Source organism: Amycolatopsis sp. NBC_00355 (assembly GCF_036104975.1).
Taxonomy (GTDB): Bacteria; Actinomycetota; Actinomycetes; order Mycobacteriales; family Pseudonocardiaceae; genus Amycolatopsis.
This window is the reverse complement of the sequence record NZ_CP107982.1, coordinates 9,068,226-9,083,095: the sequence shown is the minus strand read 5'-3', so window position 1 is coordinate 9,083,095 and position 14,870 is coordinate 9,068,226. Positions and strand designations below refer to the sequence as shown.

Below are 14,870 nucleotides of genomic sequence, written 5' to 3'. Positions count from 1 at the left end.
TCGGGACGTACTGTATTCAGTTGGTATGACCTTTGACGGCTTCGATGTCGACCGCGCCCGCCGTGAGACCCCCGGCTGCGCGGAAGTGGTCCACTTCAACAACGCCGGATCCGCCCTGCCCCCGGCCGTCGTGACGGACACGGTGGTGGGCTACCTGCGTCACGAAGCGCTGGTCGGCGGGTACGAAGCGGCCGCCGAAACCAAAGATCAGCTGGCGGCGGTGTACGCGTCGGCGGCGCGGCTGGTCGGCGGCGAACCCGACGACATCGCCGTCACCGACAACGCGACGCGGTCCTGGCAGGCCGTCTTCTACGCGCTGCCGTTCGCCGCGGGCGACCGGATCCTCACCTCCAGCGCGGAGTACGCCAGCAACGCGATCGCGTACCTGCAGGTCGCCCGGCGCACCGGCGCGGTCGTCGAGGTGGTCGGCGACGACGAGTCCGGCCAGCTGGACGTGGACGACCTTCGCCGCCGGGTCGACGGCGACGTCAAGCTGATCGCCGTCAGCCACGTGCCCACCCAGGGCGGGCTGGTCAACCCGGCCGAGGCGATCGGCGAGGTCGCGCGGGCCGCCGGGATCCCGTTCCTGCTCGACGCGTGCCAGTCCGCCGGCCAGGTCGACCTCGACGTCTCGCGCCTGAAGTGCGACGCGCTGTCGGTGACCGGCCGCAAGTACCTGCGCGGCCCGCGCGGGACCGGTTTCCTCTACGTCCACCCGCGGCTGCGCGAGCGGCTGGAGCCGGCGATGCTCGACCTGCACTCGGCGGTCTGGACGTCGCCCGCGGAGTACGTCGTCGACCCGACCGCCAAGCGCTTCGAGGTCTGGGAGAAGGACTTCGCCGCGGTGTCCGGCCTCGGCGCGGCCATCGACTACGCGCTCGGGTGGGGCCTGCCGGCCATCGAAGCCCGCGTCGCCTCGCTGGCCGAGACGCTGCGCGGGCGGCTCGCCGACGTCGGCGCGCGAGTGCACGACGCCGGCGCGAAGAAGTGCGGCATCGTCACGTTCAGCGTCGAGGGCACCCCCGCCGCGGACATCAAAACGCGGCTGTCGGCGGCGGGGATCAACACGTCGGTGTCGTCCCGCACGTCGGCGCAGTTCGACTTCACCGCCCGCGACCTGCCGGACCTGGTCCGCGCGTCGGTGCACTACTACAACACCGAGGACGAGATCGAGCTGCTGGTGAAGGCGGTCGAGCGGCTCTAGAAGGCGGTGACGCCGGTCAGTTCGGCCGACACCGTCCACAGCCGCTCGGCGAGCGCCGGGTCGACGGCGTAGTCGCGCACGCCCGCTCGCGTGCCGTCCGCGGGGGCGGGCTCGGCGATGTCGCAGTCGTCGAGGTAGACGCCACCCATGCCGTCGAGCTGCGGGGACGTCGCCGCCCAGACCTGGGTCGCCGCACCCTCCTCGGGCGTCTTGGCGCCGCCGGTGACCTGCCCGGTCTCGTCGACCATGCCGGCGTCGATCAGCTCCTGGCGCTCCAGGTGCCGCACGAGGTCGGTGAGGATCCGGCCCGGGTGCAGGGAAAACGCGCGGACGCCGCGGTCCTGGCCGAGCTTGTCGAGCTGGACCGCGAAGAGGACGTTCGCCGTCTTCGCCTGGCCGTAGGCGAGCCACTTGTCGTAACCCTGCTCGAAATCCAGGTCGTCGAAGCGGACCGGACCGTAGTGGTGGCCGCGCGAGGAGACCGAGACGACGCGGGCGCCCGGGTCGAACGCCGGCCAGAGCCGGTTCACCAGCGCGAAGTGGCCGAGGTGGTTGGTCGCGAACTGCGCCTCCCAGCCCGGGCCGACGCGCGTCTCCGGCGCCGCCATGATCCCGGCGCTGCCGATGAAGATGTCGATGCCGCGCCCGGACGCGACGAACCGCCCGGCGAACGCGCGGACGCTGTCGAGGTCACCGAGGTCCAGCTCGTCGATCTCGACGTTCTTCAAGTCCCGCAACGCTTCTTCCGCCGTCGCGCGGCGGCGGGCCGGGACGACGACGTGCGCGCCCGCCCGCGTCAGCGCGCGCGTCGTCTCGAGGCCGATGCCCGAGTAGCCGCCGGTGACGATCGCGAGCTTGCCGGTCAGGTCGATGCCGGCCAGGACGTCGGACGCCGTGCTGGTGGCGCCGAAGCCCGAGCCGATCTTGTGCTGTGCAGTGGTCATGTCCGCGACACTAAGAGCTGGAGTGAACTCCAGCGCAAGCCGGCGTGACCCACGGATCAGCCGTTGAGCAGCTGCCGCGCGATCACGAGCTTCTGGATCTCGCTGGTGCCCTCGTAGATCCGAAACAGCCGCGCGTCGCGGTAGATCCGCTCGACCGTGACGCCCCGGACGTACCCCATCCCGCCGTGCACCTGCACCGCGCGGTCGGCGACCCGGCCGAGCATCTCGGTGCAGAACAGCTTCGCCGACGACGGCCCGAGCTTGCGGTCCTCACCCGAGTCGTACTTCGCGGCGGCTTCGTGCACCATCGCGCGCCCGGCCGCCAGCTCGGCGTGCGACTCCGCCAGCAGCGCCTGCACCAGCTGGAACTCCCCGATCGGGTGACCACCTTGGCGGGCCGTGCGCGCGTAGTCGACGGCTTCGGCCAGCGCGCGTTCCGCCATCCCGACGCACAGCGCCGCGATGTGCAGCCGGCCGCGGGCGAGCGAGGCCATCGCGATGCCGAAGCCCTTGCCCGCCTCACCGACCAGCGCGTCCGCCGACACCTCGACGTCGTCGAAGACCACTTCCGACGTCCACGCGCCGGCCTGGCCCATCTTGGCGTCGTGCGGGCCGACGGTGACGCCGGGCGCGCCCGCGGGCACCAGCAGGGCGGAGATGCCGCGGCTGCCGGCGCTGTCCGGCTCGGTGCGCGCGAACACGACGAAGACCTCGGCGAGCGGCGCGTTGGTGATGAACCGCTTGGTGCCCGAGAGCCGGTAGCGGTCGCCGTCGCGGACCGCGCGGCTGGTGAGCCCGCTGGGGTCGGAGCCGGCTTCGGCCTCGGTGAGCGCGAACGACGCGATCGCCTGGCCGGCGGCGAGCCGGGGCAGCCAGCGGGTGCGCTGGTCCGGCGTCCCGTAGTGCACGATCGCCTGGCCCGCGATGCCGTTGTTGGTGCCGAACAGGGATCGGAACGCCGGCGTCGTCCAGCCGAGCTCGATGGCCAGCCGGACGTCTTCGGCCATGCCGAGCCCGAGGCCGCCGTACTCCTCCGGCAGCGCCCAGCCGAACAGGCCCAGTTCCGCCGCCTTCTCCCGGATCCCGGCGGGGATTTCGTCGGTTTCGTCGATCTCCGCCTCGCGGGGGACGACCTCCTTGCGCACGAAGTCCCGCACCGCGCCGAGCACCTGCCCGAAAACGTCCACGTCCATCCGTCGCACGGTACCCGGTAGCGTGCGGTGCGTGAGCACCTTCTACGACGTCGCCGCACAGCACCCGGACCGGCTCGCGGTGCTCGCCCCGGACGGGCGGCCGGCGACCTTCGGCGAGCTGGCCGCGCGGGCGAACCGGCTGACGCACGCCCTGCACCGGCTGGGCCTGCGCGAGGGCGACGGCGTCGTCGCGATCATCCACAACGGACTCCCCTACTTCGAGCTGCTGTTCGCCACGCTGCAGGCGGGGATGTACTTCACGCCGGTCAACTACCGGTCCTCCGCCGGGGAAATCGCCTACGTGGTGGAAAACAGCCGCGCACGGGTGGTCGTCGCGGACGCGGACATCGCGCGTTCGTGCCCGCCGTTGGCTGCGGTGGAACGCTTTTCGGTCGGCGCGGCGGACGGCTGGGCGGACTACGCGTCCTGGGGCGAGGACGAGCCGTCCACCGCGCCGGAGCTGCGGACGGCCGGGCAGACGATGCTCTACACGTCCGGCACCACCGGCCGTCCCAAAGGCGTCCGCCGGGCGCTCAGCGGGAAACCGCCGTCCCTGCACGACATCCACCGCGATCTGCTCACGATGATGGACGTCCACGAGGGCCCGGGCGTGCACCTCGTGGCCTGCCCGCTCTACCACGCCGCGCCCGGCTCGTTCTCCGTCAACGCGATGCACCTCGGGCACTCCGCCGTGCTGATGGACAAGTTCGACGCCGAGGAGACCTTGCGGCTGGTCGAGCGCCACCGGGTGACGAGCACCCACCTCGTGCCGACCATGTTCCACCGGCTGCTGCGGCTGCCCGAAGACGTCCGCGCGCGGTACGACCTGTCGAGCCTGGTGAGCGTGATCCACGGCGCGGCGCCGTGCCCGCCCGAGGTCAAGGAGCGGATGATCGCGTGGCTCGGCCCGGTCGTGCACGAGTACTACGGCGCGTCGGAGGGCCTGATCTGCGGCGTCACCGCTTCGGAGTGGCTGAAGGCACCGGGCACGGTCGGCCGGGCGCTGACCGGCGTGCGGCTGAAGATCGTCGACGACGACGGCGCCGAAGTGCCCACGGGCGAGCCCGGCACGATCTACTTCAGCTCGGCGCACACCGCGCTCGACTACCTCGGCGATCCCGAGAAGACGGCAGCCGCCCGATCGGGCGAATTCCTGACGGTGGGCGACTTCGGCTACCGCGACGCCGAAGGCCGCGTGTTCCTGCTCGACCGCCGGACCGACCTGATCCTTTCGGGCGGGGTCAACATCTACCCGGCCGAGATCGAGGCGCGGCTGCTCTCGCACCCGGACGTCGCCGACGCGGCGGTGATCGGCGAGCCGGACGACGAATGGGGCCAGCGGGTGATCGCCGTCGTCCAGCCGGTCCCCGGCGTGCCGGGTGACGACGCCCTCGCCGCGCGGCTGGCCGAGCACTGCCGCGCCGCGCTGGCCGGGTTCAAGACACCCGGACGGTTCGACTTCACCGAGCAGCTGCCGCGGACCGAGTCGGGCAAGATGCTGCGCCGCACCCTACGGAAGGGCTGACTCCCGATACGCAAGCCGATCGCCGTCGCCACCGCCGCACTCGCGGCCTTGCTGATGCTGCCCGCCACCGCGTCCGCGACGCCCGGCAGCGGGGTCACCGGCACGATCCTCTCGCAGAAGACGATCGGCCACACCGACTACACGCTGCGGGAGATCACCATCCAGCCCGGCGGCTACACCGGCTGGCACTTCCACGACGGCACGCTCTACGCGTACGTGAAGGCGGGAACGCTGACGCACAACCTGGCCGACTGCTCCCTCGACGGCCGCTACCGCACCGGGCGGGCGTTCACCGAGCAGCCCGATCAGGTGCACATCGGCCGCAACCTCGGGACGACGCCGCTGGTCCTCGAAGTCCTGTACGTGCTCCCGGCGGGCAGCCCGCTCTCGGAGGACGCGCCCGACCCCGGCTGCGGCTTCTAGCTCGTGAACCAGCCCGCCGCGTCGAGGCGGTAGGCCGCGGGGCCGACGACGGCGCGCAGGTCGGTCTCGAGCGCGGCCATCCGTTCGGCGCCCACCGTGCGCGCCCAGTCCGCGCGCAGCTCGTCGAAGATCTCCGCCGACTTCGTGAGGGCGTCGACGCCGTGCGCGGTGAGCCGCACGATCTTGCGGCGCGCGTCGGCCGGGTCGTCGGCGCGTTCGACGTAGCCGAGCGCCTCGAGCCGCTCGACGGTCTTGCCCGCCGCCTGCTTGGAGACGCCGAGGCGCCGGCCGATCTCGGACGCCGTCGCGCCCTGGACGCCGACGGCCTGCATCGCGAAGCCGTACGAGGGCCGGACGCCCGCGTGCCCGCGGCGCGCGAGTTCGGCGTGCAGGCGGTCGATGAGCGTGCGGAAGCCGCCGAAGAGCAGGAACGGCAGCTCGTAGCCGGGTACGTCGGTCATAGCCCCTTGCCAAGTTCGACAACCAGGTTTACGGTTTCGACAACCATGTTGTCGATCCTACGTCTGGAGACGTTGTGTTCCCCGATCACACCCCGGAGTCTGCTCCCCCGGCCGCCCGCCCGGCGATGACGGCCACCGCGAAGAAGTTCGGCGGCCACGTCCCGGCCGCCGTCGCCCGCCTGGCGACGTCGCCGGAGCTGCTGAACGGCTTCCTGAAGCTGAACGCGATCTTCGAGTCCACGACCCTGCCGGCGCTCGACCGGGAAGTCCTGATCATGACGGTCGCGGCCCGCAACGGCTGTCACCTCTGCGTCGCGATGCACACGGCGTCCCTGCACGCGCTCACCGCTTCACCCGAACTGGTGACAGCCCTGCGGGCGCAGTCGACGTTGCCCTCCCCGCGGCTGGAGGCGTTGCGCGGGTTCGTCCACGCGGTCCTGGACACGACCGGCGACGTCCCGCCGGCCGCGCTGGATGCGTTCACCAGCGCGGGTTACACGCCGCGGAACGCGCTGGAAGTGGTGCTGGGCATCGGAACCTACACACTGTCGACGTTCGCGAACCGCCTGACGGGAGCACCGCTGGACGACGTCTTCGCGGACCACGCCTGGCACGCTACCGCGGTCTGACGGTCGTTCCGTTCGCGGCGCCTTCGACGAGGTCCCGGCAGTGGCCTCGGCGACGACGAGCGCGCCGAGGCCACTGCCGGGGATCGGCTCGGTGAACGTCCCGCCGGTGAGGGTGATCGAGCCGCCGTCCGGCAGGCGCCCGGCGGCGAGCCGCGCGAGCGCGACCTGGCCGAGCAGTTTGCCGCGCAGGTCGTCGAGCACCTGCTCGTCGGTGAGGTCGCCGAGCGGCCGCAGCGGGACGTTGGCGGCACAGCACACCATGGCGTCGGGCGCGGACCCGAACAGCGCGTCGAGCGACGAGCCCGGTAGCGCCCAGCACGACGATCTTCACGTCTTCGACGCCAGCGGGCCCGGCAACCGGATTCCCGGCTCGGAAGGGCCGGGAGAACTGCCCGAAGACCTGGCAGGGCGCCCACAAAACGACCCGCTGGCGGTGTTCCGTCGTCGGCTTCTCTCCGGACCGGCCCCTTCCGCTTATGTGACCCAGGTCTCACGGAGCCGTGTCCGGTCCCCCGCCGCGGCTCCGACCCCCGGTGTTCACACCACCGAGAAGGAGTCGATATGGACAAGCCGGCCGGCCGGCGCGAGTGGCTGGGGCTGCTCGTGCTCGTGCTTCCCACCCTGCTCGTCGCGATGGACATGACCTCGCTGTTCCTCGCCTTGCCGAAACTGAGCGCCGATCTGGGCGCGAGCGGCACCGAGCAGCTGTGGATCACCGACAGCTACGGCTTCCTCGTCGCCGGGTTCGTGATCACCATGGGCACCCTGGGCGACCGCTTCGGCCGCCGCCGGCTGCTGCTCGTCGGCGGCGCCGCCTTCGCCGCGATCTCGGTCGTCGCCGCCTTCGCCACCACCCCGGAGCTGCTCATCGCCGCCCGCGGCGCGCTGGGGATCGCCGGGGCGACGCTGATGCCCTCGACGCTCGCCCTGATCACGAACATGTTCCGCGACGAGCGGCAGCGCGGGAAGGCCATCTCGATCTGGGCGACCTGCCAGTTCGCCGGCGGCTCGCTCGGCCCGGTCCTCGCCGGGTTCCTGCTCCAGCACTTCGCCTGGGGCTCGATCTTCCTGATCGCCGTGCCCGCGATGGCCGTGCTGCTGATCGCCGGGCCGATCCTGCTGCCCGAGTTCCGCACGCCCGCGCCGGGCCGGCTCGACCTCGGCGGCGTCGCGCTTTCGCTGGCCGCGGTCCTGCTGTTCGTGTTCGGCCTCAAGCAGCTGACGACCGGCGCGGCCTGCTCGTGCCGGTGGGCGCGATCCTCGCCGGGGCCGTGCTGGGTGCCGTGTTCGTCCGCCGCCAGCTGAGCGGCCCGGTGCCGCTGCTGGACCTGCGGTTGTTCCGGAACCGGCCGTTCACCGCGGTCCTGGTCGCGCTGGTGTTCGCGGGGGTCGCGATGGCGGGCGTCGGCCTGCTGGTCACCCAGTACCTGCAGGGTGTGCTCGGGTACTCGCCGCTCGCCTCGGCCCTGCTGTTCGCGCCGATGGGCATCGGCGTCGCGGCGGGCACGACGGTGGCGCCCGCCCTGGCCCGGCGGCTGGCCCCGGTGACGGCGATCGCCGGCGGCCTGGTGGTCTCGGCGGCCGGCGGGCTCATGCTGTCCTTCGCCGACGGGCTCCCGCTGGTCGTGGCGGGCATCGCGGTGCTGACGCTGGGCACGGGCCCGCTGTTCGCGCTCGGCATCGGCCTGGTCGTCGGCTCGGTGCCGCCGGAGCGCGCGGGCTCGGCGGCGTCGATGGCGGACACCGGCAACTACCTGGGCGGCTCGCTGGGCCTGGCCTTCATCGGCCTGGTCGCCACGGCCGTCTACCACCGCGTGTTCCCGGCGGGCACCACCCTCGCCGCCGACGTCGCCCGCGCGGACGTCGCGAACCAGGCGAAGGCGGCCTTCACGACCGGCCTGAACGTCACGGGCGTGATCGCGGCGGCGCTCTTCGCGGGCTTGGCGGTCCTGGTGGCGCGGATGCGGGCCTCAGCCGAGCGCGCCGAGGAACTGCAGGACGCCCAGCAGACCCGCTAAGGCGCCGAAGAACTGGTAGATCCCGAAGCTGCCGCCCACCCGGCGGACGGACGCCTCGGTGCGCGGGTCGAGCAGCACGGTGACGGTCTTCCCGACGCGAGGCGACACGAAGGTGTACCGCCCGGCCCACGCCGAGCGCGTCCGTCCGTAGACGGTGTACCGGACCTTGGGCTCGCTCGGCGCGCGGTTCAGCCACCGCCGCTCGTCGACGACGTCACCTTCGATCTCGCGGGCTCGCCGTCCGAAGCGCAGGCGTCCCGCCGCGATCCCCGCGGACAACGCCCCGAACAGGGTGAACACCCAGGCCACGAGCAGGTAGGACGCGGTGACGTCGCCGGCCAGGCCCAGCTGCCCGGCGGCCAGGCCGAAGGCCACCAGCAGCACCCCGCGCACGACGAAGGCCGCGGGCAGCGCGGTCCGGGGCGTCGGCAGCAACCGCACCCGGCCGCTGCCGGCCGGTCCGCACCGCACGACGTCGTCCACCAGCACGGGCACGGGGGTGCGCAGCAGTTCGCGTTCCCCGCCGCTCAGCTCGTCGACGACGGTGCCGGCCACGAGGGAAACCCGCAGGCCCGACGGCTGCGGGCGCACCGCCGTCACGCGGTACGGGCGCAGCCCACGCGCGAACCACCACCGGAACGACGACCAGGCCACGCCCGCGATCGCCTCGATCGAGCCGGCTACCAGGAAGACCCACACCGCCGCACCGTGCACGCGTTCAGCCGGGTCCCTTCACGGAGATGGGCGATTCAGGTGGGCGCAGTCAAGGCGCTTTCCAATCACCAAGTTTACGTTAGCAACCTATACCAGAGGGTAGTTAAACAAGCAACTACTTCACCTCTTGAAGTGCCCGCCCGTAGCTCCATCCGCACCGCGCGCCAGCTCCGGCCAACCGAGATCGACGAGCTTGTAGCCAGGTTTCAAAGTGGAGCGAGCATCCGCGAACTAGCCAGCGAGTTCGGCATCTACCGAGTGACGGTAGGTCAGCACTTGCGCTCACGAGGCGTGGACACCGAGGACTGGGCACTCCGTCCCGACGATGCAGCAGCGGCAGCCAAGCTCTACGAAGCCGGCTGGACCATCGACCAACTGGCTGAGCGATACCGGGTCGGCAACGAGACGGTGCGCGGACGACTGTCGGCTGCCGGAGTAAAGCTCCGCAGACGAGGACGCCCACCTAAATCTCTTGACCAAGCAACCCACTCGACATGATTACGCTTCAGCTCTCACCCGAAGTACATATCTCAAGCTTTCAGTCGCTTGCTATGATCGAAAAGTGCAAGCAAAGACAGCAATCAAGTCTCTCCAGCAACTCAAGGCGGAGGCAGGAGAGGCCACCTTTAGAGATAGCTCAGGACAGTTCACTTCCTGGAAGTCGCGTGTCCGCTCAGTTCTAACTAGAGCGCTCGGGAAGGACCACCACGTACTTGCGGCGTTCGAAGATGTTCGATACGACCTCTCCATGTTCACCGAACGCACACCCAGTTCGGCATTTGAACAAGCATTTCGGAGTGGCGTGCAAGACGCATGTGGCATTATTGACGCAGCAATCTTCGAACTGCAAGACGCCGGTACCAGTGACGACGCGGTAGACGAAACTACTTTTGACCCGGAACTGTGGAGTCACGTTCAGAACCACATCCGGAACGAAGACTGGCAGGCAGTCGCGAGCCAGACCGCAATTTTCATCGAGGACCGAGTGCGGCAATGGTGCGGCGACCCAAAGGGTCGAGGCGGAGAGACACTTGTCGGCAAGGGGCTGTACGCCAAGGTTTTTGCCAATGATGGGCAATACCGACTCGGCAAGGAGCCGGGCGAATGGGAAGGTTGGCGCGCCCTGAGCACGGGGTTCGCTCAAGCTCTCAGCAACGTCGACCGACACAACATTCAAAAACGTGACGACGCTAAACGCTATGCATTCGGTGTACTTGGACTTGGCAGTCTAATCTTGACACAGCTTCGTTACCAGCACGGGGATGACATCGACCTACAGTGACCGACCCTACACCCTAGACGAACCAGCCAACGAACGGCTTGGCTGTACCAAAATCGTCACCGCCGAGCGCCGAGGCAGCATCGTGGTACGGGTGCTTGCTCCACTCGGTCAAGTCAATCTCGCCCGTAGTCCGTCGTCCGGTAAAGTATCGGCCGGTCAACTTCTCGCCATCTTTGCCCGAGACGTAGAGGTCACAGACGCCGCGGTGCGGCTCGCTGCGCTCCTGCACGCTTTGACGCGGCGTGTTGCGATACACCCAGCTCAGCCGCCAGCGGTCGTCTTCCTCCTTAATGAGCTGACCTTGCTCAGAGATCGACTCAGACTCGCCCGTGAATAACGTTGCGACGAGCGATGAGTTTGTCTGCTTGAACCGGATTACCGTAGGGATTGGCGCGATGCGCTCGGTCTCACCCGGCCGCACGTAGTCAGACTGGAGCACGCCCCGCCACGTGCCGGCCACCAACGGCTTCTTGGTGAACGCTCGGACGATCGCCAGCTTCCAGATGAAGCGGTCGTAGAGCAGGAAGGCGATGGTGACGACCGTCCCGGCGATTGAGACCGTCTTGAGTGCCAGTGTCTGTGCCGTCTGGTGAGTGAAGATCGCCACACCAAACCAGACCACTGCAGCAATGCCGATCGCAATCTTGGTTTGGGTTTTGTCGATCATCGGCTACGCCTTATCCAACTTGTAGTACGACCACGCCTGCAAGACGAGGTTACTGGCGTCGACAAGCGTCCAAGGCTGGGACGCCGAGAACAGCGGCTTGATACCGTTCGGCTCAAATAATCCAGCGCCAGTCTCCCCCGCCTTGACCTTACTGAAAATATGCGCCGTAGCGTTGCGAAAGTCCGTAACTAGTGGGGTTACGCCTTTATCTCCAAAGTAGTCATTTGGCACGATGTACATAAGGCACTCCATGAAGTAACTCGGAAGCGCCTCGATCTTTCCAGCAGCCACGAGCTCGTTCTCGACGTTCTTCAGGATGCGGACAGCGTCCTTATAACGGCCACCGGTCTTGTTGTTCTTCTCGCGACCGTTCACTAACTGTTGTTCTGGGTAGTTCACCACCGACGAACCATCGAGCCGGTAGACCTTGTTACCAACGTGATGCCTCACGTTCCAAGATGAATCGTAGTAATACTTCCAAAACTCATAGGACGGTACGATGTCCGCCTTCACCCGTCCAGTGTTCTCGGCGAGCTCAATCGCCGTCTTACCAGTATTATCACAAGCCGCACCGAAGCGGGACTTGAGCGACGCACCTAGACTCGTCCGAAACGACGAGCCGTCGAAATGCTTTATGGATACCCCTGAGCCATTTATCTTGTCACTATCAAGTAGTTCACCGTCATCATAGTAGTGAAATCCCTGGTGAATGACTGCAATATCGACGTCACTGTCCAAGCGAACGTTGGTATTGTTCGCGTACGAACCCTTGGGCAGATAACGAACACCAATGTCGTTCTCACTCGCCCAGCTGTCGACCGCATTACGAACCATGCGCTCGGCTCGGTCTTGCTTGTCCTTCTCGTAGTCACTCGAAGGCTTTCGGAAGCGACCAAATTTTTCTTCAAGGGCAGTCACGGCGTAGTTTCTCCTGAGCGCAGTATACCGCAATGGTTCTAATTATCCGCAGGGCTATCGCGGCACGATGACAACACCTAGACCGGAGTTCGGTCCCGGCGGGATGTTCAAGAATGGCTCTATCCCGTGGTTCTGGCGCAAACTCTCCAGAAGCAGCTGCGGATCGACGCGCGCCCCGATCAGCTGGAGCGAGATCGACCGCGGACGTTCGACCTCCTTCAAACGAACTACCTCGAGTTCGAGCCCGTCCTCGATGGCCCGGCGAGCGACAGCGCGCAGGTAGTAGCGCATGAACTGGCCCTCTGCCAGCGTCTTCGCAGCATCACGGGGAACCACCTTGGTATAGGACTTGCCTTTGCGAACACTTACTTCGTGTTCCAGCCAGAAGCCGGGCTGCCGACTCTGGTGCTCCAGCCACTCCGGATCGTGGAACTCCAGCGCCTCGCGCAACAGATCAGGCCATGCCTGGGAACCGACCACGGTGAGGCGCTTGCCGGGATACATCTGGTTCGATGTCAGGTCGTGTTCCAGCTCCTCGACCATGTACAAGCGCGTACGGACGTCGTCTTCCAGATTCTGCAGCGTCAACTCCACCAGCTAGCCCCTCTCGGCCGTCGTACCCGCTGCATGCTGGCCAGCGAACGCGACAGCCGGCCACGGCAGTCCACTCCCCGACTCAGCTCCGTGGCCGTCGAAGTGACGACCGACAGCAGGTGATTGCCTCACCATTCGTCACATTGTTGCTGACTGTTACAACAGGCGGGCTGGCGTACTCGTAACGTCATCAAGGTTGCGCCGTACAGGTGACGCCGACGACCGACCGTTAGCAAAGCGACGGCCGAAGCAGATGAACGGCACAGCTCACGGGATTGCCAGGTCGGACTATAAGTGGCCGGCTGCCGCGCTATCGTGCAACTGAATGGAGCACCCGCGCTGAGTCAAGCAGCGCGGGTGCTCCATTCACCTCATGTCACCTTGCTCAGGCGTACTGCTTGAGCTTCCAGGTGACGGACTGCCGGTTGTAGGGCGGCATGGTGTTGCCCTTGGCGATCGGAGCCGTCGTGCTCGGCGTACTGACCACCTCCCAGACTCCACTCTCCGGACAGCTCTGTCCTGTGCTCGCCTTCGTTCCGAGCGGCTGACGTGCCATGACTACTTCTCCTTCCGGCCCAACAGGGTCCCGGCATTGTTGAACTACGCAAACCCTTTCGGGCTTGATCAGGTAAGCTGGAGACTACATGCGCATCACGACTGAGCGCAAGTCCCACTCAACGGCCCTTCGGAGGTACTGTTGAGCTAGCCAAACATGCCAGGATGCGCTTACCAAGCGGAGATCAAGTAGCGGAAGGCATGGACATGAGCTGGAGCGAAGCTGCCGTCAACCAGCTGTACGAGGCTGTCGGAGTTCGCATCCGGGACGCGCGCCAGCGCGCCAAGCTCACCCAAACCGAGCTAGCTCAGCGACTCGACATGACTCGCTCGTCCGTGGCCAACTTCGAAGCCGGCCGTCAGCGGGTGACGCTTCACACACTCCTCCAAATTGCTGAAGAGCTGAGGACCCCCGCCGCCGACTTGCTGGCTGAGCCAGTCCCCAGCCTCGAAGCAACGTCCGGTAACGAACTCACCGCCGCCCTCGATGGCCAGCCCGAGACCACAACAGAGTTCGTCACGGCCGCGTTGCGCCGCGCTGATTAGCGACAGGAGGCGCCAGCATGATCAATCCAGACATTGAACAGCGAGCGCAGGATCTGCTCGCTTACTACAACGCGTCGACCATTCCCGTCCTCGTTGAAGCCATCGCACGAGCTGCGGGCATCCAGGTCGTCCGCTCGCCAGCGGCCGGGCAAGAGTCCGGCTTCCTCATGCGCGATGGTCAACGCGTGTTGATCGGCCTCAACAGCAACGACAGCCCCCGACGCCAGCGATTCACAATCGCACACGAGCTAGGCCATTTTACCCTACACGAGGGTCGACCACTCATCGTTGACCACACCGTACGATTCAACAAACGCGATGATGTGTCGAGCGCTGCGACCCACCCAGAGGAGATTCAGGCCAACGCATTCGCGGCCGCCCTCTTAATGCCAGAGCCCTCTGTTTACTCCGCAGTGCGTCGCCATGTTAATAGTGGAGTAGCTACTCAGATGCATCTCACCGAGCTGCTCGCGGATGAATTTGATGTCAGCGAGCAGGCGATGACGTGGCGGCTGGTCAACCTAGGGATCTACAGCTAGAAGCTCCACACGGTCAAGTGAGCGAAACTCACCCAGCAATCTGGTGGAGCACTTATTTGCAGACGATTATTGGCCTGAAGCTGGCGCAGCACTCCGCCTGAATCGTTGCGGTCGCCCGTGCAGCTTGAAGACGTCCTGGACCTGTTGGGCCCAGAACACGTAAGGCTCAGAGAACTGGTAGCCGAGGCTTCTGGCCATGTCGTAGAACCCGGCCCCTGGCTCTTTGTCACCGTACTTATGCGTCACGATCGAAGTGAGAGCTGGTCGATCAGCTACGTACTCGTCCTCGAAGACCGCGCCGAGCAGATGGTTCATGAGCGCCGAGTAGGGATCGAGCTGGACCGCGGTTACCTGGCCGGCGATCTCGCCGTACCACGTCATCCGGCGGTCGTAGGCGGCCTCGAGGATGGCGGTGCGGATCTCGTCCTTAGCGGCCTGCCACTGATCGTCGGACAAGCCGAACTGTGCGCCCGACCTGCGCATGGCCACCTCCGTCCTCAACACCCGTCCAAGGGGGCGTCGCCACTCTTCGCACAGACCAGAATTAGCGCTGCGGTAAGCGGCACGGAGACTTCAGCGTCCGGCCGCGCCAGGTTCGCTGCCAGCAGGGCGGCGAACCTCGTAGCGGGTAATTGCCTCACTCTTCGCCATACCGCTG

The 14,870-nt window shown here is 67.2% G+C and carries 16 protein-coding genes and 1 pseudogene; 8 read left to right on the top strand and 9 right to left on the bottom strand.

Annotation, left to right across the window (positions count from 1 at the left end; all coding sequences use genetic code 11):
* The first annotated feature begins 25 nt into the window (after positions 1-25).
* The gene (locus OHS18_RS42155) at positions 26-1,204 is read left to right on the top strand and encodes an aminotransferase class V-fold PLP-dependent enzyme (RefSeq protein WP_328614576.1); all 1,179 of its coding nucleotides are present in this window, start codon (positions 26-28) and stop codon (positions 1,202-1,204) included.
* Here OHS18_RS42155 and OHS18_RS42150 read toward each other — a convergent pair.
* Together OHS18_RS42150 and OHS18_RS42145 are read right to left on the bottom strand one after the other, a co-directional pair.
* Positions 1,201-2,148 carry an SDR family NAD(P)-dependent oxidoreductase gene (locus OHS18_RS42150; protein ID WP_328614575.1) on the bottom strand — a complete coding sequence of 316 codons (948 nt, stop codon included), beginning with the start codon at positions 2,146-2,148 and terminating at the stop codon, positions 1,201-1,203. The two genes, OHS18_RS42155 and OHS18_RS42150, sit on opposite strands and share 4 nt — an antisense overlap.
* Before the next feature lie 56 nt (positions 2,149-2,204).
* Complete coding sequence (locus OHS18_RS42145) at positions 2,205-3,341, bottom strand: acyl-CoA dehydrogenase family protein (protein ID WP_328614574.1); 1,137 nt, start codon at positions 3,339-3,341, stop codon at positions 2,205-2,207.
* A 31-nt stretch (positions 3,342-3,372) separates the two neighbouring features.
* Between OHS18_RS42145 and OHS18_RS42140 the strand changes: the two genes are divergently transcribed.
* Together OHS18_RS42140 and OHS18_RS42135 are read left to right on the top strand one after the other, a co-directional pair.
* A complete protein-coding gene (locus OHS18_RS42140) occupies positions 3,373-4,866 on the top strand; it encodes an AMP-binding protein (protein WP_328614573.1) in 1,494 nt (497 codons plus the stop codon).
* A 6-nt stretch (positions 4,867-4,872) separates the two neighbouring features.
* The gene (locus OHS18_RS42135) at positions 4,873-5,289 is read left to right on the top strand and encodes a cupin domain-containing protein (RefSeq protein WP_328618675.1); all 417 of its coding nucleotides are present in this window, start codon (positions 4,873-4,875) and stop codon (positions 5,287-5,289) included.
* On the opposite strand, the gene OHS18_RS42130 is transcribed toward OHS18_RS42135, so the two are convergent.
* On the bottom strand, positions 5,286-5,750 hold the full coding sequence (locus tag OHS18_RS42130; protein WP_328443114.1) for a MarR family winged helix-turn-helix transcriptional regulator: 465 nt from the start codon (positions 5,748-5,750) through the stop codon (positions 5,286-5,288). The two genes, OHS18_RS42135 and OHS18_RS42130, sit on opposite strands and share 4 nt — an antisense overlap.
* A 125-nt stretch (positions 5,751-5,875) precedes the next feature.
* Between OHS18_RS42130 and OHS18_RS42125 the strand changes: the two genes are divergently transcribed.
* Both OHS18_RS42125 and OHS18_RS48670 read left to right on the top strand, forming a co-directional pair.
* A complete protein-coding gene (locus tag OHS18_RS42125) occupies positions 5,876-6,379 on the top strand; it encodes a carboxymuconolactone decarboxylase family protein (protein WP_328618674.1) in 504 nt (167 codons plus the stop codon).
* A 561-nt stretch (positions 6,380-6,940) separates the two neighbouring features.
* Positions 6,941-8,397, top strand: a pseudogene (locus OHS18_RS48670) (MFS transporter).
* Here OHS18_RS48670 and OHS18_RS42110 read toward each other — a convergent pair.
* Positions 8,350-9,096 (bottom strand): hypothetical protein, encoded by a 747-nt coding sequence (locus tag OHS18_RS42110; RefSeq protein WP_328614570.1) that lies wholly within the window; start codon positions 9,094-9,096, stop codon positions 8,350-8,352. The pseudogene OHS18_RS48670 and the gene OHS18_RS42110 overlap by 48 nt on opposite strands.
* 763 nt (positions 9,097-9,859) lie before the next feature.
* Here OHS18_RS42110 and OHS18_RS42105 point away from each other — a divergent pair.
* The gene (locus OHS18_RS42105; protein ID WP_328614569.1) at positions 9,860-10,393 is read left to right on the top strand and encodes a TIGR02391 family protein; all 534 of its coding nucleotides are present in this window, start codon (positions 9,860-9,862) and stop codon (positions 10,391-10,393) included.
* Between the two features lie 13 nt (positions 10,394-10,406).
* Here OHS18_RS42105 and OHS18_RS42100 read toward each other — a convergent pair whose 3' ends face one another.
* The 4 genes from OHS18_RS42100 to OHS18_RS42085 all read right to left on the bottom strand — a co-directional run bounded on the left by OHS18_RS42100 (position 10,407) and on the right by OHS18_RS42085 (position 13,128).
* On the bottom strand, positions 10,407-11,060 hold the full coding sequence (locus OHS18_RS42100; RefSeq protein WP_328614568.1) for a hypothetical protein: 654 nt from the start codon (positions 11,058-11,060) through the stop codon (positions 10,407-10,409).
* Positions 11,061-11,063: 3 nt separating this feature from the next.
* Entirely contained in the window at positions 11,064-11,978 is a 915-nt protein-coding gene (locus OHS18_RS42095; RefSeq protein ID WP_328614567.1) for a hypothetical protein, read from the bottom strand.
* A gap of 54 nt (positions 11,979-12,032) precedes the next feature.
* Entirely contained in the window at positions 12,033-12,572 is a 540-nt protein-coding gene (locus tag OHS18_RS42090) for a hypothetical protein (protein WP_328614566.1), read from the bottom strand.
* A gap of 385 nt (positions 12,573-12,957) precedes the next feature.
* The gene (locus tag OHS18_RS42085; RefSeq protein ID WP_328614565.1) at positions 12,958-13,128 is read right to left on the bottom strand and encodes a hypothetical protein; all 171 of its coding nucleotides are present in this window, start codon (positions 13,126-13,128) and stop codon (positions 12,958-12,960) included.
* Positions 13,129-13,328: 200 nt separating this feature from the next.
* Here OHS18_RS42085 and OHS18_RS42080 point away from each other — a divergent pair, with 200 nt between their 5' ends.
* Positions 13,329-13,673: a helix-turn-helix domain-containing protein gene (locus tag OHS18_RS42080; RefSeq protein WP_328614564.1), complete on the top strand. Its 345-nt coding sequence runs from the start codon at positions 13,329-13,331 to the stop codon at positions 13,671-13,673.
* A 17-nt stretch (positions 13,674-13,690) separates the two neighbouring features.
* Complete coding sequence (locus OHS18_RS42075) at positions 13,691-14,212, top strand: ImmA/IrrE family metallo-endopeptidase (protein WP_328614563.1); 522 nt, start codon at positions 13,691-13,693, stop codon at positions 14,210-14,212.
* A gap of 66 nt (positions 14,213-14,278) precedes the next feature.
* On the opposite strand, the gene OHS18_RS42070 is transcribed toward OHS18_RS42075, so the two are convergent.
* Positions 14,279-14,695: a hypothetical protein gene (locus OHS18_RS42070; RefSeq protein WP_328614562.1), complete on the bottom strand. Its 417-nt coding sequence runs from the start codon at positions 14,693-14,695 to the stop codon at positions 14,279-14,281.
* Between the last annotated feature and the right edge of the window lie 175 nt (positions 14,696-14,870).